The sequence below is a fragment of the Streptomyces sp. NPDC046939 genome, from assembly GCF_040644575.1.
Classification (GTDB): Bacteria; Actinomycetota; Actinomycetes; order Streptomycetales; family Streptomycetaceae; genus Streptomyces.
Genome location: NZ_JBEYWV010000002.1, coordinates 258,447 through 281,218, shown reverse-complemented (window position 1 = coordinate 281,218; position 22,772 = coordinate 258,447). Strand labels below are relative to the sequence as shown.

General features: G+C 71.7%; 23 protein-coding genes. 7 read left to right on the top strand and 16 right to left on the bottom strand.

What is annotated here, in order from left to right:
• Positions 1-3 precede the first annotated feature (3 nt).
• On the bottom strand, positions 4-1,227 hold the full coding sequence (locus ABZ877_RS03560; RefSeq protein ID WP_361063630.1) for a geranylgeranyl reductase family protein: 1,224 nt from the start codon (positions 1,225-1,227) through the stop codon (positions 4-6).
• Positions 1,228-1,370: 143 nt separating this feature from the next.
• Here ABZ877_RS03560 and ABZ877_RS03555 point away from each other — a divergent pair, with 143 nt between their 5' ends.
• Both ABZ877_RS03555 and ABZ877_RS03550 read left to right on the top strand, forming a co-directional pair.
• Entirely contained in the window at positions 1,371-2,732 is a 1,362-nt protein-coding gene (locus ABZ877_RS03555; protein WP_361063628.1) for a dipeptidase, read from the top strand.
• Positions 2,733-2,800: 68 nt separating this feature from the next.
• Positions 2,801-3,559: an MBL fold metallo-hydrolase gene (locus ABZ877_RS03550; protein ID WP_361063625.1), complete on the top strand. Its 759-nt coding sequence runs from the start codon at positions 2,801-2,803 to the stop codon at positions 3,557-3,559.
• A 4-nt stretch (positions 3,560-3,563) separates the two neighbouring features.
• Here ABZ877_RS03550 and ABZ877_RS03545 read toward each other — a convergent pair whose 3' ends face one another.
• From ABZ877_RS03545 to ABZ877_RS03520, 6 genes are all read right to left on the bottom strand, one after another.
• Positions 3,564-4,595, bottom strand: coding sequence for an oligopeptide/dipeptide ABC transporter ATP-binding protein (locus ABZ877_RS03545; RefSeq protein ID WP_361063623.1), 1,032 nt, complete (start codon positions 4,593-4,595; stop codon positions 3,564-3,566).
• Positions 4,592-5,734, bottom strand: a complete 1,143-nt coding sequence (locus ABZ877_RS03540; protein ID WP_361063620.1) for an ABC transporter ATP-binding protein — start codon at positions 5,732-5,734, stop codon at positions 4,592-4,594. The genes ABZ877_RS03545 and ABZ877_RS03540 overlap by 4 nt, the downstream gene beginning before the upstream one ends.
• Complete coding sequence (locus ABZ877_RS03535; RefSeq protein WP_361063617.1) at positions 5,731-6,648, bottom strand: ABC transporter permease; 918 nt, start codon at positions 6,646-6,648, stop codon at positions 5,731-5,733. The genes ABZ877_RS03540 and ABZ877_RS03535 overlap by 4 nt, the downstream gene beginning before the upstream one ends.
• Complete coding sequence (locus tag ABZ877_RS03530; protein WP_361063615.1) at positions 6,641-7,627, bottom strand: ABC transporter permease; 987 nt, start codon at positions 7,625-7,627, stop codon at positions 6,641-6,643. Before ABZ877_RS03530 ends, ABZ877_RS03535 begins: the two co-directional genes overlap by 8 nt.
• 78 nt (positions 7,628-7,705) lie before the next feature.
• Positions 7,706-9,520, bottom strand: coding sequence for an ABC transporter family substrate-binding protein (locus tag ABZ877_RS03525; RefSeq protein WP_361063612.1), 1,815 nt, complete (start codon positions 9,518-9,520; stop codon positions 7,706-7,708).
• 209 nt (positions 9,521-9,729) lie between these two features.
• Positions 9,730-10,725: an NUDIX domain-containing protein gene (locus ABZ877_RS03520; protein ID WP_361063609.1), complete on the bottom strand. Its 996-nt coding sequence runs from the start codon at positions 10,723-10,725 to the stop codon at positions 9,730-9,732.
• A gap of 173 nt (positions 10,726-10,898) precedes the next feature.
• Between ABZ877_RS03520 and ABZ877_RS03515 the strand changes: the two genes are divergently transcribed.
• Entirely contained in the window at positions 10,899-11,075 is a 177-nt protein-coding gene (locus tag ABZ877_RS03515) for a hypothetical protein (RefSeq protein WP_361063606.1), read from the top strand.
• A 580-nt stretch (positions 11,076-11,655) separates the two neighbouring features.
• On the opposite strand, the gene ABZ877_RS03510 is transcribed toward ABZ877_RS03515, so the two are convergent.
• Positions 11,656-12,537: an aminoglycoside phosphotransferase family protein gene (locus tag ABZ877_RS03510; protein WP_361063603.1), complete on the bottom strand. Its 882-nt coding sequence runs from the start codon at positions 12,535-12,537 to the stop codon at positions 11,656-11,658.
• A 241-nt stretch (positions 12,538-12,778) separates the two neighbouring features.
• On the opposite strand from ABZ877_RS03510, the gene ABZ877_RS03505 reads away from it, so the two are divergent.
• Both ABZ877_RS03505 and ABZ877_RS03500 read left to right on the top strand, forming a co-directional pair.
• Positions 12,779-13,204 (top strand): STAS domain-containing protein, encoded by a 426-nt coding sequence (locus tag ABZ877_RS03505; protein WP_361063600.1) that lies wholly within the window; start codon positions 12,779-12,781, stop codon positions 13,202-13,204.
• A gap of 78 nt (positions 13,205-13,282) precedes the next feature.
• A complete protein-coding gene (locus ABZ877_RS03500) occupies positions 13,283-13,471 on the top strand; it encodes a CsbD family protein (protein ID WP_361063597.1) in 189 nt (62 codons plus the stop codon).
• A gap of 79 nt (positions 13,472-13,550) precedes the next feature.
• Here the strand turns inward: ABZ877_RS03500 and ABZ877_RS03495 are convergent, their stop codons facing one another.
• Positions 13,551-14,513 (bottom strand): ROK family protein, encoded by a 963-nt coding sequence (locus ABZ877_RS03495; protein ID WP_361063878.1) that lies wholly within the window; start codon positions 14,511-14,513, stop codon positions 13,551-13,553.
• Between the two features lie 220 nt (positions 14,514-14,733).
• Here ABZ877_RS03495 and ABZ877_RS03490 point away from each other — a divergent pair, with 220 nt between their 5' ends.
• Positions 14,734-15,768 carry a LacI family DNA-binding transcriptional regulator gene (locus ABZ877_RS03490; RefSeq protein ID WP_361063594.1) on the top strand — a complete coding sequence of 345 codons (1,035 nt, stop codon included), beginning with the start codon at positions 14,734-14,736 and terminating at the stop codon, positions 15,766-15,768.
• Between the two features lie 52 nt (positions 15,769-15,820).
• Here the strand turns inward: ABZ877_RS03490 and ABZ877_RS03485 are convergent, their stop codons facing one another.
• The 5 genes from ABZ877_RS03485 to ABZ877_RS03465 form a co-directional block, all read right to left on the bottom strand.
• Positions 15,821-17,119: an aldolase/citrate lyase family protein gene (locus ABZ877_RS03485; protein ID WP_361063591.1), complete on the bottom strand. Its 1,299-nt coding sequence runs from the start codon at positions 17,117-17,119 to the stop codon at positions 15,821-15,823.
• A 172-nt stretch (positions 17,120-17,291) separates the two neighbouring features.
• Positions 17,292-18,254, bottom strand: coding sequence for an electron transfer flavoprotein subunit alpha/FixB family protein (locus ABZ877_RS03480; RefSeq protein ID WP_361063588.1), 963 nt, complete (start codon positions 18,252-18,254; stop codon positions 17,292-17,294).
• Between the two features lie 75 nt (positions 18,255-18,329).
• Positions 18,330-19,118 (bottom strand): electron transfer flavoprotein subunit beta/FixA family protein, encoded by a 789-nt coding sequence (locus ABZ877_RS03475; RefSeq protein ID WP_361063585.1) that lies wholly within the window; start codon positions 19,116-19,118, stop codon positions 18,330-18,332.
• 256 nt (positions 19,119-19,374) lie between these two features.
• The gene (locus ABZ877_RS03470) at positions 19,375-19,881 is read right to left on the bottom strand and encodes a flavin reductase family protein (protein WP_361063582.1); all 507 of its coding nucleotides are present in this window, start codon (positions 19,879-19,881) and stop codon (positions 19,375-19,377) included.
• 173 nt (positions 19,882-20,054) lie between these two features.
• On the bottom strand, positions 20,055-20,408 hold the full coding sequence (locus ABZ877_RS03465) for a thioredoxin family protein (RefSeq protein WP_361063580.1): 354 nt from the start codon (positions 20,406-20,408) through the stop codon (positions 20,055-20,057).
• A gap of 240 nt (positions 20,409-20,648) precedes the next feature.
• Between ABZ877_RS03465 and ABZ877_RS03460 the strand changes: the two genes are divergently transcribed.
• Entirely contained in the window at positions 20,649-21,377 is a 729-nt protein-coding gene (locus ABZ877_RS03460; RefSeq protein ID WP_361063577.1) for a lysophospholipid acyltransferase family protein, read from the top strand.
• Between the two features lie 9 nt (positions 21,378-21,386).
• Here ABZ877_RS03460 and ABZ877_RS03455 read toward each other — a convergent pair whose 3' ends face one another.
• Together ABZ877_RS03455 and ABZ877_RS03450 are read right to left on the bottom strand one after the other, a co-directional pair.
• Positions 21,387-22,073, bottom strand: a complete 687-nt coding sequence (locus ABZ877_RS03455) for a phenylalanine--tRNA ligase beta subunit-related protein (protein WP_361063574.1) — start codon at positions 22,071-22,073, stop codon at positions 21,387-21,389.
• A gap of 21 nt (positions 22,074-22,094) precedes the next feature.
• Entirely contained in the window at positions 22,095-22,694 is a 600-nt protein-coding gene (locus tag ABZ877_RS03450) for a transglutaminase family protein (protein ID WP_361063571.1), read from the bottom strand.
• Positions 22,695-22,772: the final 78 nt, after the last annotated feature.

The window sequence follows — 22,772 nt, the reverse complement described above, 5'->3', positions numbered from 1 at the left end:
CTGTCAGTGGTCGAGCCGCGACAGCGCCTTGCCCGCGAGCGGGTGGGTGCGGACCAGCTCGCCCAGCGTCGTCGAACCCCGGGTGATCCGCGCGAACGCGTTCCACGCGGGGCGGAACCCGGTGAGCACCGTGTGGAGCAGCCCGGGCCTGCGCTCGAAGACGGTCAGCATCCGCTTGCCGACGGCCATCTCGACGCCGAGCCCTGCCTTGATCGCGAAGGCGTAGTTGAGTGCCTGGCGCCGGGCGTCCACGGCGTCGTGCGCCTCGGCGACGCGCACCGCCCACTCCCCCGCGAGCCGGCCCGAGCGCAGCGCGAACGAGATGCCCTCGCGCGTCCAGGGTTCGAGGAGCCCGGCCGCGTCGCCGCAGACCAGGACCCGGCCGCGGGAGAGCGGCGAGTCCTCGGCGCGGCAGCGCGTGAGGTGCCCGGAGGAGACGGCGGGCTCGAACCCGGCGAGGCCGAGCCGCCCGATGAAGTCCTCCAAGTACCGCTTGGTGGCGGCGCCTTCGCCGCGGGCCGAGATCACGCCGACCGTCAGGGTGTCGTCCTTGGGGAAGACCCAGCCGTAGCTGCCGGGCATGGGTCCCCAGTCGATGAGGACGCGGCCGCGCCAGTCGTCGGCGACCTCCTGAGGAACCGGGATCTCCGCCTCCAGGCCGAGATCGACCTGGTCGAGCTTGACGCCGACGTGCGCGCCTATGCGGCTCGCGCTGCCGTCGGCGCCGACCACGGCGCGGGCCAGGATCGTCTCGCCGTCCTGGAGGACGACGGCGACCGTGCGCCGGTCGGGCACCTCGCTGCCGTGCTGCTCGACGCGGGAGACGGCGGCGCCGGTGCGCAGCTCGGCGCCCGCCTTCTGGGCGTGCTCGACGAGCTGCGCGTCGAACTCGGGCCGGTTGATCAGGCCGAACAGCGTGTTCTTGGAGCGGCGGGTGCGCGCGTACTTGCCGTTCAGGGAGAACGTCACCGCGTTCACCCGGTCCTTCAGCGGCAGCTCGAAGCCGGGCGGCAGTGAGTCCCGGGAGGGGCCGATGATGCCGCCGCCGCACGTCTTGTAGCGCGGGAGCTCCGCCTTCTCCAGGAGCAGCACCCGCCGTCCGGCGACCGCGGCCGCGTACGCGGCGGACGCTCCCGCGGGGCCGGCGCCCACCACGACGACGTCCCACACCCCCATGGCCCGCTCGTCGTCCATGTCGTTGCCGCCCGTCGAGTTCTCGCTGCTCACGTTGGTCTACTGCTCCCGATCAGCTGCCTGCCGCACGTTTCTCCCGCATCCTACGGCGGGCCGCCCCGTGACCCGCGGCGGGAGGATCATGCGAGGATCGTCGCCACACCCTGCACAACGTCGCACCTACGAGGAGCGTGCCCATGTCGCCGCATGCGATCGCCGAGACCGTCGCCTCCCTGCTCCCGCGGGCCAAGGCCGAACTGGCCGAGCTGGTGGCCTTCAAGTCGGTGGCGGACTTCGCTCAGTACCCGAAGAGCGAGAGCGAGGGTGCCGCCAACTGGGTCGCGGACGCGTTGCGCGCCGAGGGCTTCCAGGACGTGGCGCTGCTCGACACCCCGGACGGCACCCAGTCGGTCTACGGTTTCCTGCCCGGCCCCGAGGGCGCGCCGACCGTGCTGCTGTACGCGCACTACGACGTGCAGCCGCCGCTGGACGAGGACGGCTGGGTGACTCCCCCGTTCGAGCTGACCGAGCGGGAGGACGGCCGCTGGTACGGGCGCGGCGCCGCCGACTGCAAGGGCGGCGTGCTCCTGCACCTCCTCGCGATCCGCGCGCTCAAGGCCAACGGCGGCGTGCCGGTCGGCGTCAAGGTGATCGCCGAGGGCTCCGAGGAGCAGGGCACCGGCGGCCTGGAGCGCTACGCCGAGCAGCACCCGGAGCTGCTGCGCGCGGACACGATCGTCATCGGCGACGCGGGCAACTTCCGCGTCGGCCTGCCCACCGCGACGGCGACCCTGCGCGGCATGACCCTGGTCCGCGTCGAGATCGACACCCTGGAGGGCAACCTCCACTCCGGCCAGTTCGGCGGGGCCGCCCCCGACGCCCTGGGCGCCCTGGTCCGCGTACTGGACTCGCTGCGCGCCGAGGACGGCTCGACGACCGTCGACGGCCTGGAGCCGGGTGCGGCGTGGGACGGCCTCCAGTACGAGGAGGAGGCGTTCCGCAAGGACGCGAAGGTCCTCGACGGGGTCGAGCTGATCGGCTCGGGCACGGTCGCCGACCGCATCTGGGCGCGGCCCGCCGTCACCGTCCTCGGCATCGACTGCCCGCCGGTCGTCGGCGCGACGCCGTCCGTGCAGGCCGGTGCCCGCGCGCTGATCAGCCTGCGGGTGCCGCCGGGGACGGACGCCGCCGAGGCGACGAAGCTCCTGATCGCGCACATCGAGGCGCACACCCCGTGGGGCGCCCGTGTCCGCGTCGAGCAGGTCGGCCAGGGCCAGCCGTTCCGCGCGGACACGACGAGCCCCGCGTACGCGGCGATGGCCGAGGCGATGGCGGAGGCGTACGACGGGCAGGAGATGCAGTACGCGGGCCAGGGCGGCTCGATCCCGCTCTGCAACACCCTCGCCTCGCTCTACCCGGAGGCGGAGATCCTCCTGATCGGCCTGAGCGAGCCGGAGGCGCAGATCCACGCGGTGAACGAGAGCGTGTCGCCCGAGGAGCTGGAGCGCCTGTCGGTGGCGGAGGCCCGCTTCCTGCAGAAGTACGCCGCCGCCAAGTAGCCGGGCGGTTTCTTCGCCGAGAGCCGAGAAGGACGGGGTCGTGTCCGCCGCGTCCGTACGGTCGCCCCATGACGACCTCCCCTGGCCGCCCACCGGCGGACACGATCGACCTCACTCCCCGGCTCCGCCTCCTGCGCTTCCCGGTGGGCCAGGCCTACCTCTGGCGCGACGGCACCGGGCCCGGCGCCGAGCTGACCCTGGTCGACGCGGGCGCGGCCGGTGCCGGGCGGCCGATCGCCGACGCCGTACGCGACTGGGGGCACGCCCCCGAGGACGTACGGCGGATCGTGCTCACGCACTTCCACGAGGACCACGTGGGCGGCGCCGGGGAGTTCGCGCGGCTGAGCGGCGCCGAGGTGTACGCGCACCGGCTCGACGCCCCGTACATACGCGGCGAGGCCCCGGAGCCGCCACCCGTCTTCGAGGACTGGGAGCGCCCGCTGCACCGACAGGCGCTTTCTCGGCTGCCGCCCCGGCCCGAGCACCCGGAACTGCCCGCGCGCATACGGGAGTTGTCGGACGGCGACGTGCTCGGCTTCGGGGGCGGCGCGCGGGTGGTCGGCGCGCCGGGCCACACCGACGGGTCGCTCGCGCTCCATCTGCCGGAACACGGTGTTCTGTTCACCGGTGACGCGGTCGCCGCGTCACCGGTGGACGGGCAGGTGATCCTCGGCGTCTTCAACCTCGACCGCGCGCGGGCCGTCGCGTCCTTCCACCGCCTCGCCGCGCTCGACACGGACGTGGTCTGCTTCGGCCACGGCGACCCGGTGGTCGGCGGCGCGGGCGCCGCGCTCCGCGAGGCAGCGGCGGCGTACGAACCCGCGTAGGGGCTCAGAGCAGTTCGAGAGGTTGCGCGTAGTGGCAGGCCACGGGTGCTCCGGTGCCCCGGTCGGTCAGCTCGGGCGTCCGCTCCACGCAGGCTTCCCGCTCGGTCTCGGACAGCTCCGTGGCGAACTTCGGGCAGCGGGTGCGGAAGCGGCAGCCGCTCGGCGGGTTGATCGGGCTCGGCACCTCGCCCTCCACGGTGATCCGGCGCCGGGCGCGCTCCTTGCGCGGGTCCGGCAGCGGGATCGCCGAGATCAGGGCCTGCGTGTACGGGTGAGCGGGGTGCGCGAACAACTGGCGCGTCGGGGCGAGTTCGACGATGCGGCCGAGGTACATGACGGCGACCCGGTGGGCGACGTGCCGCATCACCGACAGGTCGTGCGCCACGAACAGAAAGGACAGGCCGAGTTCCGACTGGAGGTCCATGAGAAGGTTGAGGACGCCGGCCTGGATGGAGACGTCGAGGGCGGAGACCGGTTCGTCGAGGACGATGACCTCGGGGCGCAGCGCGAGGGCGCGGGCGATGCCGATGCGCTGGCGCTGCCCGCCGGAGAACTCGTGGGCGAAGCGGTTGCCGTGCTCCGGGTTCAGGCCGACCAGGCGGAGCAGCTCGCGTACGTCAGCCCGGCCCGCGAGGTCGTAGCGGTCGTGGATGCGCAGGGGTTCGGCGACGATGTCGTGGACGGTCATGCGCGGGTCGAGCGAGGCGTACGGGTCCTGGAAGACGATCTGCAACTGCTCGCGCAGCGGCCGCATCTGGCGTCGGCTGAGCCCGGTGAGTTCGCGTCCCCGGTAGCCGACGGAGCCGGTCGTGGCGCGCTCCAGGTTGAGCACGGTGCGGGCCGTCGTGGTCTTGCCGGAGCCGGACTCGCCGACGAGGCCGAGGGTCTCGTCGGCGTACAGGTCGAAGGAGACGCCGCAGACGGCGTGCACGTCGCCGATGCGGCGGCGCACGAGGCCCCGCGCCCGTACGGGGAAGTGCTTGACGAGGTCACGGACCCGCAGGACGGGTTCGGCCGGCGCGTCCCGCTGGCTCATGCGGGGTCCTCCCGTCGCGGCTCCGGTACGTCGTCGGGGTCGGTGAGGCGGGCGAGGGCGGCCGGGTCGGCGCCTTGCGCGCCGAAGAGCGCGCCCGCGCCCGTGTCCGCCAGGCGTTCGGCGAAGTGGCAGGCGCTGCGGTGGGCGGCGGTGTGCGTCACGCGCAGCGGCGGCTCGTCGCGGTCGCAGATCTCCTGCCGCATCGGGCAGCGGGGGGCGAACGGGCAGCCGGGCGCCATGTTGAGCAGGGAGGGCGGCGAGCCGGTGATCGGGGTGAGCCGTTCCTGCTCCTCGTCGCGGTCCATGCGGGGCAGCGAGCCGAGCAGCCCGAGGGTGTAGGGCATGCGCGGCGTGTAGAAGATCTCCTCGACGGAGCCGGTCTCCACGACGCGGCCCGCGTACATGACGGCCACCCGGTCGGCGTGGCCCGCGACGACGCCGAGGTCGTGGGTGATGAGGACGAGCGCGGCGTCGGTCTCGGCCCGCGCGGTCTCCAGGGCCTCCAGGATCTGCGCCTGCACGGTGACGTCGAGGGCGGTGGTCGGCTCGTCGGCGATGATGACGGCCGGGTCGTTGGCCATGCCCATGGCGATGACGACGCGCTGGCGCATGCCGCCCGACAGCTCGTGCGGATAGTTGTCGACCCGCTGCGCCGGGTGCGGGATGCCGACGGTGGCGAGGAGGTCGACGGCGCGGGCGCGGGCGTCGTGCGCGGAGAGCCCCGGCTGGTGGCGGCGCAGCCCCTCGACGAGCTGCGCGCCGACGGAGTGGACGGGGTTGAGCGATGTCATGGGGTCCTGGAAGATCATGGCGATGCCCCGGCCGCGTACGTCGGAGAGGGCGGCGTCGTTCAGACCGAGCAGCTCCGCGCCCTCGAACCGGACGGAGCCGCTGATCCGGGCCGTCGCCGGGAGCAGCCCCATCACGGCGAGCGCCGTCACCGACTTCCCGGAACCGGACTCGCCGACGATGCCGAGGGACTCGCCCCGCTCCAGCCGGTACGACACCCCGCGCACCGCCCGTACGAGACCGTCCTCGGTCGGGAACTCGACGTGCAGGCCGTCGACCTCGAGCACCGTCTCCTCGGTGGGCCGCACCAGCTCGGCCCGGCCCTCGACACCTTTGCCACGGAAGGTCATTGCCGCACCCTCTGCTGTCGCGGGTCGAACGCGTCGCGCAACCCGTCGCCGATGAAGTTGATGGTCAGCGCGATCACGATGATGAACGCGCCGGGGATGTAGAACAGCCAGGGCCGGGTGTCGACCGCCGTCTGCGCCTGGGCGACGAGCAGCCCGAGCGAGGTGTCGGGCGGCTGCACGCCGAAGCCCAGGAACGACAGGGCCGTCTCGGTGAGGATGCCGGTGGCGACCAGGATGGTGGCGTTGACGATGATCGGGCCGAGCGCGTTGGGCAGCAGATGCCGGAAGATGATCCGGGCGTCCGACGCGCCGAGCGCCCGCGCCGCCTCCACGAACTCCTTCTCCCGCAGCGACAGCACCGTGGAGCGCACGACACGGGAGACGTACGCCCAGGTCAGACCGGCGATGACAAAGGCGATCCAGTACCAGGCCCCGCCGCTGCGCGAGGAGATGACGAGCGCGATCGCCAGCAGGGGCAGCGTCAGGACGAGGTCGGCGATCCGCATCAGGAGCGCGTCGACGAGACCCCGGTAGAAGCCGGAGACGGCGCCCCACACGGCACCGATGAGCGTCGAGCCGATCGCGATCATGATGGCGATCTTCAGGGAGGTCTGGGTGCCGCGCATGACCTGCGCGTACGCGTCGTAGCCGGAGGAGTTGGTGCCGAAGGGATGCTTCAGGGACGGCGGCTGGGAGTTGTCCTCGGTGTAGGTGCCGTACGAGTAGTGCCACAGGTGCGGGCCGATGAACGCCCAGAGCACGATCAGCACGAAGACGGCCAGGGAGATCATCGCGGCGCGGTGGCGCAGGAACCTGCGCAGGATCAACTGGGTCTGCGTCCGCTCCTTGACCGTGAACTCCTGGTCGTCGCGCGGCACTTCGCCCGCCGCACCCGGGGCCTGGGTGTCAGTCATAGCGGATCCTCGGGTCGAGTACGGCGTAGAGCAGGTCGGCGAGGAGGTTGAAGACGATGACGATGACGGCGGAGAGCAGCAGCCACGCCATCGTGCGGTAGACGTCGACCTGGGACGCGGCCTGGACGAGCATCTCGCCCATGCCGTGCCACTGGAAGATCGTCTCGGTGACGACGACACCGCCGAGCAACTGTGCCGTGTCGAGCGCGGTGACGGTGGTCAGCGGGATGAGCGCGGTGCGCAGCGCGTGGTGGGTGAGGACCTTGCCGCGGCGGATCCCCTTGGCCCGCGCGAGACGCACGTAGTCGCTGCCGAGCACTTCGAGCATGGAGGCGCGGGTGTAGCGGGTCCAGGAGGCGAAGGAGACGAGGGCGAGGGTGATGACGGGCAGCACGAGGTGGCCGACGCGGTCGCTGAGGCGGTTGCCGAACGTGTCGACGTCCAGGTACGGCGACTTCTCCCCGATGGTGCCGAGGAAGCTGCTGCCGGTCGTGTCGTTCAGCCAGATCCCGCCCTGCTTGAGCAGGACCGCGAACCAGAAGACGGGCATCGCGAGGAAGAGGAACCCGGCGAACGTGATGAGGTAGTCGGAGACCGAGTACTGGCGCACCGCGCTGTAGACGCCGCACCCGATGGCGAGGATCAGCGCGATCGCCATGGCGGCGATGACGAGGACGAACGTGACCCGGAACCGGGTGAACAGATCGTGTCCGATGTCCAGGTTGGGCTGCACGGACGGGCCGAAGTCCCCGTGGAGCACGCCGGTGATCCAGTTCCAGTAGCGTTCGGCGACCGGCTGGTCGGCGTGGATGTGGTGGGCGAAGGCGGCGACGGCCGCCTTGCTCGGGGCGGGCTGGCGGGACGTGGCGAAGTTGGCCACCGGGTCGCCCGCGTTGACGACGATCAGGAAGACGAGGAACGTCGACACGATCATCACGGGGATCGAGACGAGGATGCGGCGCACGGCGTAGGCGAACATGCCCTTCCCTCGGGTGCGTGGCCCGCGGACGCGCGCGGTGCGCGGGTCCGCGGGCCGGGTCTGCTGACGGGCGGGCCGTTACTTCTTCAGGCCCCACTCGGCCGTGTTGTACGGCGGTCCCACGTTGGTGGCGTTGTCCCGCATGTTCACGAACCGGGTCTGCACCGCGAGGAGCGTCGGCTTCTGGTAGAGCGGCAGCACGTACGCGTCGTCGACCATGATCTTGTCGGCCTGGTTGAGCAGCGAGGCCGCCTTCGCGCTGTCCGTCACGCCGACCGCCTCGGTGATCAGCTTGTCGACGCGCTTGTTGCTGTAGCCGCCGTAGTTGCCGCCGCCCCCGGTCACCCAGTTCTGCTGGGCGTTGCTGGTGGGGAACGGCGAGGCGACCCAGGCGAAGACGATGATGTCGAACTGGTGCCCCTGCAGCACCGTGCCGAGGTCGGCGGCGCCGATCGGCTTGATGTCCACCTTGATGCCGAGCGAGGCCATGGAGCTCTGCAGGATCTGGCACTCGCTCTGCCGGATCTGGTTGCCGGTCGTGTAGCGGCAGTTGAAGGGCCCGACGGCCTTCCCGTCCGGCGTCTTCAGGGCGCTGCCGATCCCGGTGAACCTGGCGTCGCTCAGGTACTTCTTCGCCTTGGTGAGATCGCCCGAGCCCTGCCCGCTGCCGGTGACCGTGTCCTCGTACCCGGCCTGCCCCGGCACCTGCATGTGGCTGCCGAGCTGCTTCACCTTCGGGTCGAACTGGCCGACCGTCTTGGCCATGATGTCCTTGACGCTGATGGCGGTGAACATGGCCTGGCGCAGCGGCTTGTACTTGCCGAGCACGGGGTCGTGCAGGTTGAGGTCGAAGTGCTCCCAGTTCAGGCCGCTGCTGATGGTGTACGTGACCTTGGGGATGTCCTTGAGCTGCTTGACGAGGTCGACCTCGGGCTGCGGGTAGATGCCCTGCACCTCGTTGTTGCGCAGCGCGATGGGCTCCTGGGTCGCGTCGGTGATCACTTTGAAGACCAGCCGGTCGAGCGACGGCTTCCGCTCCCCCCACCACTTCGGGTCGGGCACGAAGGTGGCGTGGTCGTTGTCGGTCCAGTCCTGCATCTTGTACGGGCCCGCCGTCGTGTACTTCGTCGGCGGTGTCTTGCCGAAGTACTGCCAGCCCTTGGCGAGCTGGGCGGCCGACATGGTCGCGGCGGTGCCGGCCTTCACGCCCGCGACCTTCTCCGCGACGTGCGCCGGGTAGAGCGGGTAGGCCGCGCCGAAGAGCGACTTCCAGTCGGAGAACGGCTTGGCCATCACCACGGTGACGGTCTTGCCTCCGTCGGACCCGGTGACGGACTTGATGCGGTCGTAACCGGCGGTGGACTGCGGCAGGCACCCCTTGGTCTGGCTCGTGTCGCTCGCGGGCGGCAGCGGGCAGTCCTTGCCGTTGTTGGTGCGCCAGTAGTAGACGAAGTCGTCGGCGGTGATGGCCGTGCCGTCGTTCCACGACGCCTTCGGGTTGATCTTGTAGACGAGCGTCTGCGGACTGGTCCTCGTCATGGTCGCGGACGTGACGAGGTCGGTGTTCAGCTTGACGGTGAAGTCGGGCTGCGGCACGTAGACGGTGGGAAGGACGACACCGACCGCCTCGGCGTTCTCGAAGGTGTTGCCGTTGGCGTCCTGGACGTTCCACTGCTGGATGTTCTTCTCCAGGACGTACGTGAAGGAGCCGCCGGACTTCGTGGCACCGGAGTTGCAGGTGGTGGCCTTCCCCTGGGCGCCGCACGAGGAGAGCCCCTGCGAGCCGCCCTTCTCCCCGCCGTCACCGCCACCGCTGCTGCACGCGGCCAGGACCAGAGTGAGGCCCGCCGCGAGCGTGAGGCCCCTCGTGAGGGCTGTAGAAGGCGCGCGCATGTCCCTCCGTTCAGCCGGCAGGCGTCGGCCGGCACGGTGAGGCGGCCGGAGGCCGCGAGAGATGGCTGCGCCTTCACGGTAGAGCCGTGCCACACCTTCGTAAGCGCCCGTGCCATACCAGAAACATGACGTTCCGCCCTAGATTCTCCCTAGGCAGTTCCCGTGAACGGCAAAGGAGGGGACGCGCCCGGGGCGGGCCGCGCCGCCGGTCAGTCGACGGGAACCCCGGCCTCCAGGTAGTGCGCGGCGCCGCGCTCGCGGGCGCGCAGGGCCCAGCGCAGCCGCTCGAAGCGGACCGGGGGCAGCAGACCGGCCGCCTCGCGCTCGCCGACGAAGCGCCAGTCCCGCAGCTCGGGGCCGGGCAGCAGGACGCGGCGGGCGGCCTCGTCGGTGAGCCGGCCGCCGTCGAAGAGGAGCCGCAGACCGCCGTAGCGGGGCGGCTCCGGTGCTTCCCAGTCGACGACCAACAGCCGGGGCACGTCGTCGAGGTGGATGCCGGTCTCCTCCGCGACCTCGCGGATGCCCGCGCGGGCGGGCGCCTCGCCCCGCTCCACGACACCGCCGGGGAACTCCCAGCCCGGCTTGTAGGTGGGGTCGACGAGCAGCACCCGCTCCTCCTCGTCGAAGAGCAGCACCCCCGCCGCGACCGTCTCGGCGGTCGGCTCCGGGGTCTGCACGATGTCGCACAGGGGCGCCTCCCCGGCCTGCACCGCGGCGGCTATCCGCACGGCGGTGTCGTACGGGGTCAGCGCGCCGTTGTCGACCAGGTAGGCGTCGGCCGCGAGCCAGCTCGCGAGGGCGGTGCGGTAGGGCTCGATGTCGGCAGGGGGCTCGCCGCCGGGGTCACGCTGGCGCAGGATCGTTTCCCCGGGGGCGAGGAGCACATGGCACACGGGGATGCGCCGGGCGGCTAGGCCACCGAAGATCTCGTCCCGGTACTCCTGGCGCATCAGCCCCATCGGCACCACGAGGATGCCGCCCAGCTCGGCGAGGAGGGCGGCCGCGGTGTCCACCACGAGCCGCCGCCAGATCGGGAGCTCCTGGCGGTCGTTCACCTCGGCGAGCCGCTTGGCCGGCAGCAGCCGTTCCAGTTCGCCGTCGATCACCTCGGGGTCGAAGAGCGTGCAGTTCGGGATCAGGTCGCTCAGCTCCCGTGCGGCGGTGGTCTTGCCCGCGCGGGACGCGCCGTTGACCCAGACGATCACGGTTCCCCCTCATCCATCGGCCCCCTGAGGCTTGCCCGCAACACCCCGCCACGGAAACCAGCCGCAGATCAGAGGCGGTGCGAGCGGGTCGCGGAGCGCGCCGATCACCCGCCGGACCCCGGGCGTTCACAACTCGGAGGCGCGTTGTCAGTGTCACCCACTACGCTCCCCACATGACCTTCACCGAGAACCGTGCGCCCGCGCGGTCCGCCGACGAGCTGAACGAGCGGATCCGCGTCCTCATGGCACACTCCGGCGGCCGCCTCAGCGAGTCCCAGCGCCGGGAGTACGAGGTCCTGGTCGTGGAGTGGGCGGCGGCGGTGAAGGGCGACATCGTCAAGGCGGCGTAAGCCTCCGGCGGGACGCCACGACGGACCCGGGCCGGCGCGCACACCGGTGAGGTGTCCGCGAGCCGGGGCAGCAGGGCCCGGCCGCCCTGGCCTGCGAGCGTTCGCAGGCCACCCGAACCCGGACCTACCGGAGAAGCAGGCAGTACCGCTGTTCGCCGTGGTCGACGGCGCCGCCGGGTAGGTGCCACAGGCCCGGCGCGCACACCGGTGAGATGTCCGCGAGCCGGGCAGCAGGGCCCGGGCCTCCCCGCGCGTCACCGCGTACGCGGACACGCGCCTCGTACTCCCTGCCGCTCTCCGCTCCCCCGGGCCCGCCCCGCCGTGATCATGGCGAGGGGCGGTCGCCGGGGCGCCCGCACACCGCCTCAGGGATGTGACGGTGGCGGGGCCCCCCGCGACCCGCGCGGAGAACCGGAAGACCGGGGTGTCCGCCGCTGCCCGACGGCGTACCACCGGCCCATGTCCGGCCTCCCGGTGTCTCCGCGCTACGCAGTCAAGCGCAGCGGCGCGGGCGCCAGAAGCGTGTGCGGGGGCGCCGTCGCGGCGCGGCTTTCACACGGGCGCGCGCGCTGCACACGGCCTACCCGGCGAGGGCCGCCCGGATCTGCCGCGTCGTCTGCTCGGCGACGCGCGGACTGGTGGCGGCGTACGCCGTGTACGCGGAGAGGCCCGTCGTCAGGGCCCAGCCGCGTCCGCGCAGCCAGGCCGCCTCGTCGACGCCGAGCGCGGCGCGGAAGACGGCGCGGGCGTCCGGGGACAGCAGGGTGAAGGCGACCATGAGGTCGACGGACGGATCGCCGAGCCCGAGGTTGCCGAAGTCGATGACCGCGCTGAGGCGGCCGTCGACGGTGAGCAGGTTCCCGGTGTGGAAGTCGCCGTGGAACCACACCGGCGGCCCCGCGTGGCCGGGACCGGCGAGCGCGGCGTCCCACAGCTCCGTCATCGCGGACGCGTCGAAGACGCCGGCGACGGCCGCGATGGCCTCCCGCGTGGATCCGTCCCGCTCCGCCAGCGTCTCGGCGCGCCCGGTCTCGCCCTCTCCGGGTTCCACGCCCCACAACGCCCGCAGGAACGCGGCCAGTTCACCGGCGGCCTCCGTCGAGTCGCCGAGACGCTCGACCGTCGCCACCTCCCCGTCCAGCCAGCGGGTCACGGCCCAGGGCCACGGATAGCCGAGCGCCGGTTCGCCCACCGCGACGGGGACGGGCACGGCCAGGGGCAGGCGCGGCGCGAGACGGGGCAGCCAGTACTGCTCCTTCCGCGCCTGCCCGATGGCCCCGGGATGGCGCGGCAGACGCACCGTCAGCTCGTCGCCGAGGCGGTGGATGACGTGGTCGGACCCGGCGGGGTCGACGAGCGTCAGAGGCAGCCCGGACCACTGCGGGAACTGGCTGTCGACGAGGTCCCGGACGAGCGCCGAGTCGATGTACGGGCGGTCCGTCCCGGCCCCTCGGAGGCTCACATCGAACCCCTTTTCCGTTCACTTGTACCTTTAAATGTCAAGCACTTCATTCTCAATTCACTCCATCAAGTGATGTGGGCGATCGGGAATCGTTACGCCACAACGCCGTGCGACATATGCCGATACGGTGACCGACCAGGCGCCCCAGTCCCCGGCGACCTCCCGATTCGTTCGCACGAAACATGTGGCAGCGCGGACGGCTCCCCCGGAGCCGGACTAGTGCTCGGCCCCGGGGGGACCGATGCGACAGGGCAACCAACAGAACTACGTCTCCGGTGAATGCGGAGACTACGACGGCACCGCCGGCGTGACGGGCTGCGAGGAGTTCCTCCACCCGCCCGTGGTGCACACACCCGGCGACTGCGCGGTGATCGAACTCCGTGGTGAGATCGACCTCCTCGCCTTCCAGCGGATGGCGCCGCTGATCGACACCGTGGCGGCGGGCCCGTACCGCGTAGTGGCGATCGACCTCACCGGCACCACGTTCTTCGACTGCTCCGGGCTCTCCCTCCTGGTACGGGCCCACCGCAGAGCCGCACACCGGGGCGGCCGGATCAGCGTGGTCTGCCGTCACCGCCTGACGCTGCGCATCATCGAACTCTCCGGTCTCACCGAGGTGTTGACTCCCGTGGCGACGGTGGAGGATGCGCTCCGGCCGTCACGGTGAGTATCGGCCGGGGATGCGGGCGCGTGAAAGCGGTTTTAGCGTGGCACCTGTCTTGGCTCACCGACCGAGGAGCGAACGATGGGCGAGAACGCCATGGACAAGGCGAAGGGCAAGGCCAAGGAGATGCTCGGCCAGGCCACCGGCAACGAGCGCATGAAGTCCGAGGGCAAGGTCGACCAGGCCAAGAGCAAGGCCCGCGAGACCGCCGACGACATGCGTGACCGGGCCGAGGGCGCCCGCGACTCCCTGCGCGAAGACGACAAGTAGCCGGGCGGGCGGCAGGCGAGGATCAGCGGATCAGTCCTCAGCCGGTCCTCCGGCCACACGGGCACACCCGTGCCGGCCTTCACACCGTCTGTCGCTCCACCCCGCCGAGCACCGCGCCGGACTGCAGCGCTGCCGCCGCCGCGCCGACGAGCCCCGCGTCCGTGCCCGTCGACGCCGGGGCCACCGTGAGCCGCCGCACGAAGGAGAGCGTCGCGTAGTCGCGCAGGGCGCGGCGCAGCGGGGTGAAGAGGACGTCGCCCGCCTTCGCCACTCCCCCGCCGATCACGGCGATGTCGATCTCGACGAGCGTGGCGGTCGCCGCGATGCCCGCCGCGAGGGCCTGCGCCGCGCGCTCGAAGGAGGCGACGGCCGCGCGGTCGCCGGCGTGCGCGGCGCGGGCCACGGCGGCGGCGGAGGCGTCGCCGTCGGCGCCCGGGCGCCAGCCGTCGCCGAGGGCGCGGCGGGCGATGTTGGGGCCGCTGGCGATGCGCTCGACGCAGCCGCGCGCGCCGCAGGGGCACGGGTCGCCGTCGAGGTCGACGCTGATGTGGCCGATGTGGCCCGCGTTGCCGGTGGGGCCGGGGTGGAGCTGCCCGTTCAGGATCAGGCCGCCGCCGACACCCGTGGAGACCACCATGCACAGGGCGTTGTCATGGCCGCGGGCGGCGCCCTGCCAGTGCTCGGCCGCGGTGATCGCCACGCCGTCGCCGACGAGTTCGACGGGGAGGCCGCCCGCGAGCGACCGTACGCGGGAGACGAGGGGGAACTCGCGCCACCCCGGCACATTGACCGGGCTGACCGTGCCGTTCGAGCGGTCCACGGGGCCCGCGCTGCCGATGCCGACGCCACGTACCCGGGGCCACAGCTCGGAGACGGTCAGCTCGGCGAGGACCGAGTCGACCGCGCCCATCACCGTCTCACCGTCCTCCTGCGCGGGGGTCGGACGCTGTGCGCGCGCCAGGATGCGGCCCTGGTCGTCCACGAGGGCGCCGGCGATCTTGGTGCCGCCGATGTCGAGCGCGGCGACGAGGTCCATGTGCATCAGTGTCAAGTCCCCTGGGAAAAATGGCAGGTCGGAGAAGGAAAGTCTAGGAAGCCAAGTAGAGCGGTGGACAGTCTCTCCCGAGCCTGACAACGTTGTCCAGGCCCTATGCTCGACGCCACACGTCCGTGCAGGATGATGAAGCCCGACGCATCGGGCCCGTCACCCGCACGGGTGGCCGGCTCGTTCCGGCCGCGACGACAGGACAGGACAGCGCATAGTGGACCGCACCGCCCGCCGCACCGAGAACCGCTACGGCAACCGCCCGACCATGAAGGACGTCGCCGCGCGCGCCGGGGTGGGCCTCAAGACGGTCTCCCGGGTCGTCAACGGCGAGCCGGGCGTCACCCCCGACACGGAGCGCCGCGTACAGGAGGCGATCGCCGCACTCGGCTTTCGGCGCAACGACAGCGCGCGGGTCCTGCGCAAGGGGCGTACGGCCAGCATCGGGCTGGTCCTCGAGGATCTGGCGGACCCGTTCTACGGACCGCTGAGCCGCGCCGTGGAGGAAGTCGCGCGGGCGCACGGGGCGTTGCTCATCAACGGCTCCAGCGCGGAGGACCCCGAGCGCGAGCAGGAGTTGGTGCTCGCCCTGTGCGCGCGCCGGGTCGACGGCCTCGTGATCATTCCCGCTGCGGACGATCACCGCTACCTGGAGCCGGAGATCGCGGCCGGGGTCGCGACCGTGTTCGTGGACCGGCCCGCCGGGCGGATCGACGCGGACGTGGTCCTCTCCGACAGCTTCGGCGGCGCGCGCGACGGTGTCGCCCACCTCATCGCGGGCGGGCACCGGCGGATCGGCTTCATCGGCGACCAGCCCCGCATCCACACCGCCGCGGAGCGGCTGCGCGGCTACCGGGCGGCCATGGAGGACGCCGGGATATCCGTGGACGAGCGCTGGATGTCGCTGGGCGTCACCGACCCCGAGCGGGTGCGGCGGGCGGCCGAGTCCATGCTGAAGGGCGAGGAGCCCGTCACGGCGATCTTCGCGGGCAACAACCGTGTGACGGTCACCGTGGTCCGGGTCCTGGCCGAGGCCGGGCGCAGCGTCGCCCTCGTGGGCTTCGACGACATCGAACTCGGCGATCTCCTCCAGCCCGGGGTGACCGTGGTCGCGCAGGACGCGGCGCAATTGGGCCGCACCGCCGCCGAGCGCCTCTTCCGCCAGCTCGACGGCGCCACCCTCCTCCCCGAACGCATCGAACTCCCGACCCGCCTGATCAAGCGCGGCTCGGGCGAGCTGCCCCCGGCGTGACGAAGGGCCCGGCGCCGCGAAGGCGCCGGGCCCCTTCTTCCCGATCGAGCGCCTATCCGGCCTTGGCCGTCAGGTCACCGCGGCGGGGGCCCGCGTAGCCCTCCAGGTCCGTTCGGGTGAGGCCGGTGAGGCGGGCCACCTCCGCCACGTCCAGGGCGCCGCAGTCCAGGCCGCGGAGCAGGTATCCGGCGAGGGCCTTCGCGGTGGCGGGCTCGTCGGCGATGTCGCCGGAGGACTGGTTCGCGTAGGCGGCGAGGCGGGCGGCGGCCTGCTCGAAGCCCTCGCGGTAGAAGGCGAAGACGGCGGCGTACCGCGTCGGGATGTGGCCGGGGTGCATGTCCCAGCCCTGGTAGTAGGCGCGGGCAAGGGCGCGGCGCGTGAGGCCGTAGTGCAGCCGCCAGGCGTCGTGGACCTTGGCGGTGGGGCCGACGGGGAGCACGTTCGTCGAGCCGTCGGAGACGCGGACGCCCGTACCGGCGGCGGCGACCTGCATGACGGCCTTCGCGTAGTCGGCGGCGGGGTGGTCGCTGGCCTGGTACGCGGCGGAGACGCCGAGGCAGGCGCTGTAGTCGAAGGTGCCGTAGTGCAGGCCGGTCGCGCGCCCCTCGGCGGCGTCGATCATGCGGGCGACGGCGGCGGTGCCGTCGGCGGCGAGGATGGACTGGCTGGTCTCGATCTGGATCTCGAACCCGAGCCGCCCCGCGTCGAGCCCGTGCGCCTTCTCGAAGGCTTCGAGGAGCCGGACCATCGCGGTGACCTGCTCGGGGTAGGTCACCTTGGGCAGCGTGAGGACGAGCCCGTCCGGCAGGCCGCCGTGCTCCATCAGGCCGGTGAGGAAGATGTCCAGGGTGCGGATGCCGCGGTCGCGGACGGCCGCCTCCATGCACTTCATGCGGATGCCCATGTACGGGGCGGCGGTCCCCCGCGCGTACGCCTCGGCGATGACGCGCGCGGCCCGCGCCGCCGTCTCGTCCTCGTCGGCGTCGGACGCGGGCCGGTACCCGTCCTCGAAGTCGACCCGCAGGTCCTCGACGGGCTCGCGCTCCAGCTTCGCCCGTACGCGGCTGTGGACGGGCTCGGCGAGTTCGTCGGAGAGGTCGAGGACGGCGGCGAACGAGGCGGCGTCGGGCGCGTGCTCGTCGAGCTGCGCGAGCGCCTGGTCGCCCCAGGAGCGGATGGTGCCCGCGTCGAAGGCGTCACCGGGGACGTAGACGGTGTGGACCGGCTGGCGGGTGCCCGGGTCCCCGGGGTAGCGGCGGCCGAGTTCCGCGTCGACCGGGGCGAGTGAGGCGCTGATGCCCTCGCTGACCGCGCCCGCGAGGCTCGTCGACACCTTCTCCTGCTGACCCATCCCTGCACCCTCCATACGCTCACTGTTTCCGCTTCACGGAATCAACAATCCGTATAGCGAAGTTAACGGCCGGGGTGATCGGCGTCAATGGCCCCTCGGGCATGGTCCCGGTACGCGGACGGGGCCGCGCGGCGATGAACGCCACGCGGCCCCGTCGAAGCGGCGGAACAGGTCAGCCCTTGCGGGCCTTGACCTCCTCGGTGAGCTGGGGGACGACGTCGAAGAGGTCGCCGACGACGCCGTAGTCGACCAGGTCGAAGATCGGGGCCTCGGCGTCCTTGTTCACCGCGACGATCGTCTTCGAGGTCTGCATGCCGGCCCGGTGCTGGATCGCGCCCGAGATGCCGTTGGCGATGTACAACTGCGGCGACACACTCTTGCCGGTCTGGCCGACCTGGTTGGAGTGCGGGTACCAGCCCGCGTCCACCGCCGCCCGGGAGGCGCCGACCGCCGCGCCCAGGGAGTCCGCGAGCGCCTCGATCAGCGCGAAGTTCTCCGCGCCGTTCACACCCCGGCCACCGGAGACCACGATGGCGGCCTCGGTCAGCTCCGGGCGGCCGGTCGACTCGCGCGGCGTGCGGCCGGTGACCCTGGTGCCCTTCGCGGCGTCGGAGAAGGACACCTCCAACGCCTCGACCGCCCCGGCGGCCGGGGCCGCCTCGACGGCGGCGCTGTTGGGCTTGACGGTGATGACCGGGGTGCCGGTGGAGATCCGGGACTTGGTGGTGTAGGAGGCGGCGAACACCGACTGGGTGGCCACCGGGCCCTCCTCATCGGCCTCCAGGTCGACGGCGTCGGTGATGACACCGGACTTGATCCGCAGCGCCAGCCGCGCGGCGACCTCCTTGCCCTCCGCCGAGGACGGCACCAGGACGGCGGCCGGGGAGACGGCGGCGACGGCGGCCTGCAGCGCCTCGACCTTCGGCACCACCAGGTAGTCGGCGTACTCGGCGGCCTCGTGGGTCAGCACCCGGGTCGCGCCGTGCTCGGCCAGCACCGCGGCGGTGTCACCGGCGCCGTTGCCCAGCGCCACCGCGACCGGCTCACCGATCCGGCGGGCCAGCGTCAGCAGCTCCAGGGTGGGCTTGCGGACGGCACCGTCCACGTGATCGACGTAGACCAGAACTTCAGCCATGGGACTTCAATCTCCTGCGTTCAAAGAAGGTGGGGTGAACCTGCCGGAACGGCCATGGGCGGCCGTCGTCCTGGCCTAGATGAACTTCTGGCCCGCGAGGAACTCGGCGAGCTGCTTGCCGCCCTCACCCTCGTCCTTCACGATCGTGCCCGCGGTGCGCGCGGGGCGCTCGGCCGCCGACTCGACCTTCGTCCAGGCACCCTCCAGACCGACTTCCTCCGCCTCGATGTCCAGGTCCGAGAGGTCCCAGGACTCCACCGGCTTCTTCTTCGCCGCCATGATCCCCTTGAACGAGGGGTAGCGGGCCTCACCGGACTGGTCGGTCACCGACACCACCGCAGGCAGCGCCGCCTCCAACTGCTCGGACGCGGTGTCACCGTCGCGGCGGCCGGTGACCTTGCCGTCCTCGACCGCGACCTCCGACAGCAGCGTCACCTGCGGCACACCCAGCCGCTCGGCCAGCAGCGCCGGGACGATGCCCATCGTGCCGTCCGTGGAGGCCATACCGGAGATCACCAGGTCGTACCCGGCCTTCTCGATCGCCTTGGCGAGCACCAGCGAGGTACCGATCGCGTCGGTGCCGTGCAGGTCGTCGTCCTCCACGTGGATCGCCTTGTCCGCACCCATCGACAGCGCCTTGCGCAGCGCGTCCTTGGCGTCCTCCGGACCCACGGTCAGGACGGTGATCTCCACGTCGTCGTCGGAGTTCTCCGAGATCTGCAGCGCCTGCTCCACCGCGTACTCGTCCAGCTCCGAGAGCAGCCCGTCCACGTCGTCACGGTCGACGGTCAGGTCATCGGCGAAGTGCCGGTCGCCGGTGGCGTCGGGCACGTACTTCACGGTGACAACGATCCTCAAGCTCACGCCGGCTCTCCTACTGCAATCGTCTTGTACGGGGCGGTTCTGCCGCTGCGGCTGACAGCGCCTTCTACCAGGCAGCATAGGCGCCCGTTGCGGACAACTCCGGTCGGGGCGGCCCGCGCTCCGAACGAAATATTACTCGTCAGTACACCCAGTCCATGCCCACTGAGCAAGCGCTTTGAACTGTGACCTTGCCAACGGTGAGTAATCGCCCGGAGCAGGAACTTTCCGCCCACCTCGCGCGAGGGGCCGGGGACCGTCAGTCGCGCAGCCTGTTGAAGCGGCCCTGGTGGTACAGGAGCGGGCGGCCGACGCCCGCCGGGTCGCCGCAGACGGCCTCCGCGAGCACGATGCGGTGGTCTCCCGCGGGCACGCGCGCGATGACCTTGCAGACGAGCCAGGCCAGCACACCGTCGAGGAGGGGGACGCCCTCGGGCCCCTCGGACCAGCGGGTGGGCGCGGCGAAGCGGTCGGCGCCGCTCCGGGCGAAGGTGGCGGCGAGATCGGCCTGGTGCTCGCCGAGTATGTGCACGCCGACGTGGTCGGCCTCGGCGACGGTCGGCCAACTGGAGGCGCCGAGACCGATGCCGAAGGAGATCACCGGCGGTTCGGCGGAGACGGAGGTCAGGGAGGTGGCGGTGAAGCCCACGGGCGCCGCGCCGGGGGCCGTGATCACCGCGACCCCGGCGGCGTGCTGCCGGAAGACCGAGCGGAGCAGGTCGGGGGAGGCGGGCCGGGCGGTGCGCAGGTCGGGCGTGGCCGTCATGGAGTTGTCCTTCTGCCGAGGGGTTCGGGCGGGGTCCGTGGCTTCGTCAGGAAGCAAGACAGCGCGCGCTCGAACAACGGGCCAGGTCGACGTGGACCCGCTCGTAGAGATGGAGTTCCTCAGGCATACGGTCAGACTGACGATACGTGGCGCGTGCAGTCAAGTGCGTCCCGTCATCTGGGAGCATGATCACTGACGGCTTCGGCGTCGACCGCGCGGCCGAGCGCGGCGATCACGTCCGCCTTGCGCGGCTGTCCGGCCGCGCGGCGCACCTCGCGGCCGTCGGCGGCGAGGACGAGCACGGTGGGGGTCTTCTCGACACCGCTGCGGCGCACGAGGTCGAGCCGGGCCTCGGCGTCGATCTCGATGTGCGACACGCCCGGGACCATGGCGGCGATGTCCGCGAGGACCCGCCGGGTGGCGCGGCACGGGGCGCAGAAAGCGCTGGAGAACTGGACGAGCGTGGCCCGCTCCCCCAGCTCGGCACCCAACTGCTCGGCGTCGAACGTCATTTCACCCGCGGTCATCCGGTGCCTCCTCTTTCGGCCGCTCTTCTTGCAGCGTTCCGGCGTCCGTCCGCATTCCCGCTCACGTGACGAGGATCTCGCGCGCGACCGGAACCAGGACTGTTCACCCGGCCGTTCTTGGGGCACGATCTGCGACAAGCCGGAAAACCTACGGCTGCGTAACTTACCGCGCGGGAGCCGCCTCGACCGAAAGCGTTCGGAAGGCCCTCTCCACGGCAATAAGAAGGGTCCATTCCCTCCATGGCAGAGCTCGTCTACCGTCCGGTCATCGGCGCCGCGAAAACGATGTTCAAGGCGCTCGACCTGAAGATCGACTGCAAGGGCTCGGAGAACATTCCGCGCTCGGGCGGAGCCGTCCTGGTCAGCAATCACATCAGCTACCTGGACTTCATCTTCGACGGCCTCGCCGCGCTGCCCCAGAAGCGGCTCGTCCGCTTCATGGCGAAGGAGTCGGTGTTCCGGCACAAGATCTCCGGTCCGCTCATGCGCAGCATGAAGCACATTCCGGTGGACCGCGCGCAGGGCGAGCACGCCTACCAGCACGCGCTGAAGGCGCTGCGCTCGGGCGAGATCATCGGGGTCTTCCCGGAGGCGACGATCTCGGAGTCCTTCACCCTGAAGAGCTTCAAGACCGGCGCCGTACGACTCGCGCAGGAGGCGGGGGTGCCGCTGATCCCCATGGCGCTGTGGGGCACCCAGCGCGTGTGGACCAAGGGCCGGCCGCGCAACTTCAAGCGACAGCACATCCCGATCACGATCCGTGTGGGCGAGGCCCTGGAGGCCTCCCGCGACCAGTACGCGGGGGCGCTCACCCGTAAGCTCCGCGACCGCGTGCAGGAGCTGCTCGAAGCGGCGCAGCGGGCGTACCCCGTACGGCCGAAGGGGCCGGACGACACGTGGTGGATGCCGGCGCACCTCGGCGGGACGGCCCCGACGCCGGAAGAGGTCAAGGCCGCCGAGGCCCGCTGACGGCGGCGCTCAGACCGCCGGGTGGACGGTGAGGCGCGCGCCGGGGCTGAACTTCCGCAGCAGTTCGGCCAGCTCCGCGCCCGCCGCCTCCAGGCCCGCGTGCTCGCCCATGCCCTCCAGGAGGAAGAGGGCGTCGACCGAGGTGTCGGTGAGGCGGGTGCGGGTGCCCTGGCGCCAGTTCCACCGGCGGCAGGTGACGCCCTCGTCGTCGCACCAGACGACCTCACCGGCGTCCGGGTGCTCGACGACCTCCTCGCCGGAGGCCACGGTCACGAACTCCTCCTCACCGGTCGCCCGCACCAGGCGCATGCCGCCCTTGATGTGGCCGAGGTCCTCGCCGCCGACCGGGATCAGGTGGGCGACGCTGATGGCGTTGTAGACGTCCACGAGTGTGTTGATGCGCGGCAGGCCGCCGTCGGCGAGGGCCCGCTTGGCGAGCGCCTCGGCGGAGTTGCGCGTGCGGTTCGGCTTGGCGCCGAAGGCGGTGTACGCGGCGCGCCAGGCCACCATGTGCGGGTCCTCGTGCGGGGCGCGTCCGCCGAGGCGCTCGGCCAGGCGGCGCGCCGCGTCGTCGAGCAGGGCGGACGTCTCCGGCGTGCTGGGCGTGTTGACGAGCCCTTCGGCCTCGATGGCGATGTGGTGGAAGTCCGGGGCGAGGGCGCGGACGTCGTCGGAGACAGTGATCTTCAGGGGCATGGCCTGCCTTACGGAGTCGACTTACGACGGGAGCGAGTCGGGGAGGTGCTCCCAGAGGTACGGGCGGTCCGGGGCGTCGCGCAGCGCGGCGAGCACCGCCGGATGCGGTACATCGAAGAGTACCGGATAGTCCATCTCATTGGACTCGACGTCGGGATGGAAGGCCAGCCGCTCCCCGTCGAGCGAGAACTGGGCGTCGACGCCCGGCTTGTTGCCGCGTGGGTCCTGCCGGTGCCATGCGCCGTGGAACCGTACGGCGATCAGTCCGTGCACGCACCAGCCCGTGCCCGCGTCGTGCGTGAGCCGCTGATAGCAGAGGGCGGTGGGGATGTCCTCGGCGCGCAGCAGCGCGGTCAGCGCGTGGGCCTTCGCGTGGCAGATGCCGGTGCGCCGCGCCAGGACGTCGGAGGCGCGCCAGGTGACGCGGAGATCGCCGCTGTCGGCCGAGTGCGGGACGGTGTCGCGGACGTATTCGTAAGCGGCCCGGGCGTATGCATATGAATCGGCGGCGCCCTTCGCGAGCTCCGCGGCGGTCTCGCGCACGAGCGGATGGCGATGGTCGATGACGTCGTCCGCCGCCAGATAGGCCGACAGATCGGGGTTCTTCTGGATCAGCTCCATGCGGCGGAAGCATAGGAAGGCGACCGGCCGCCGGTCAATGGATTTACGGCCGATCGCATACCTATGCAGCGGTGGAGT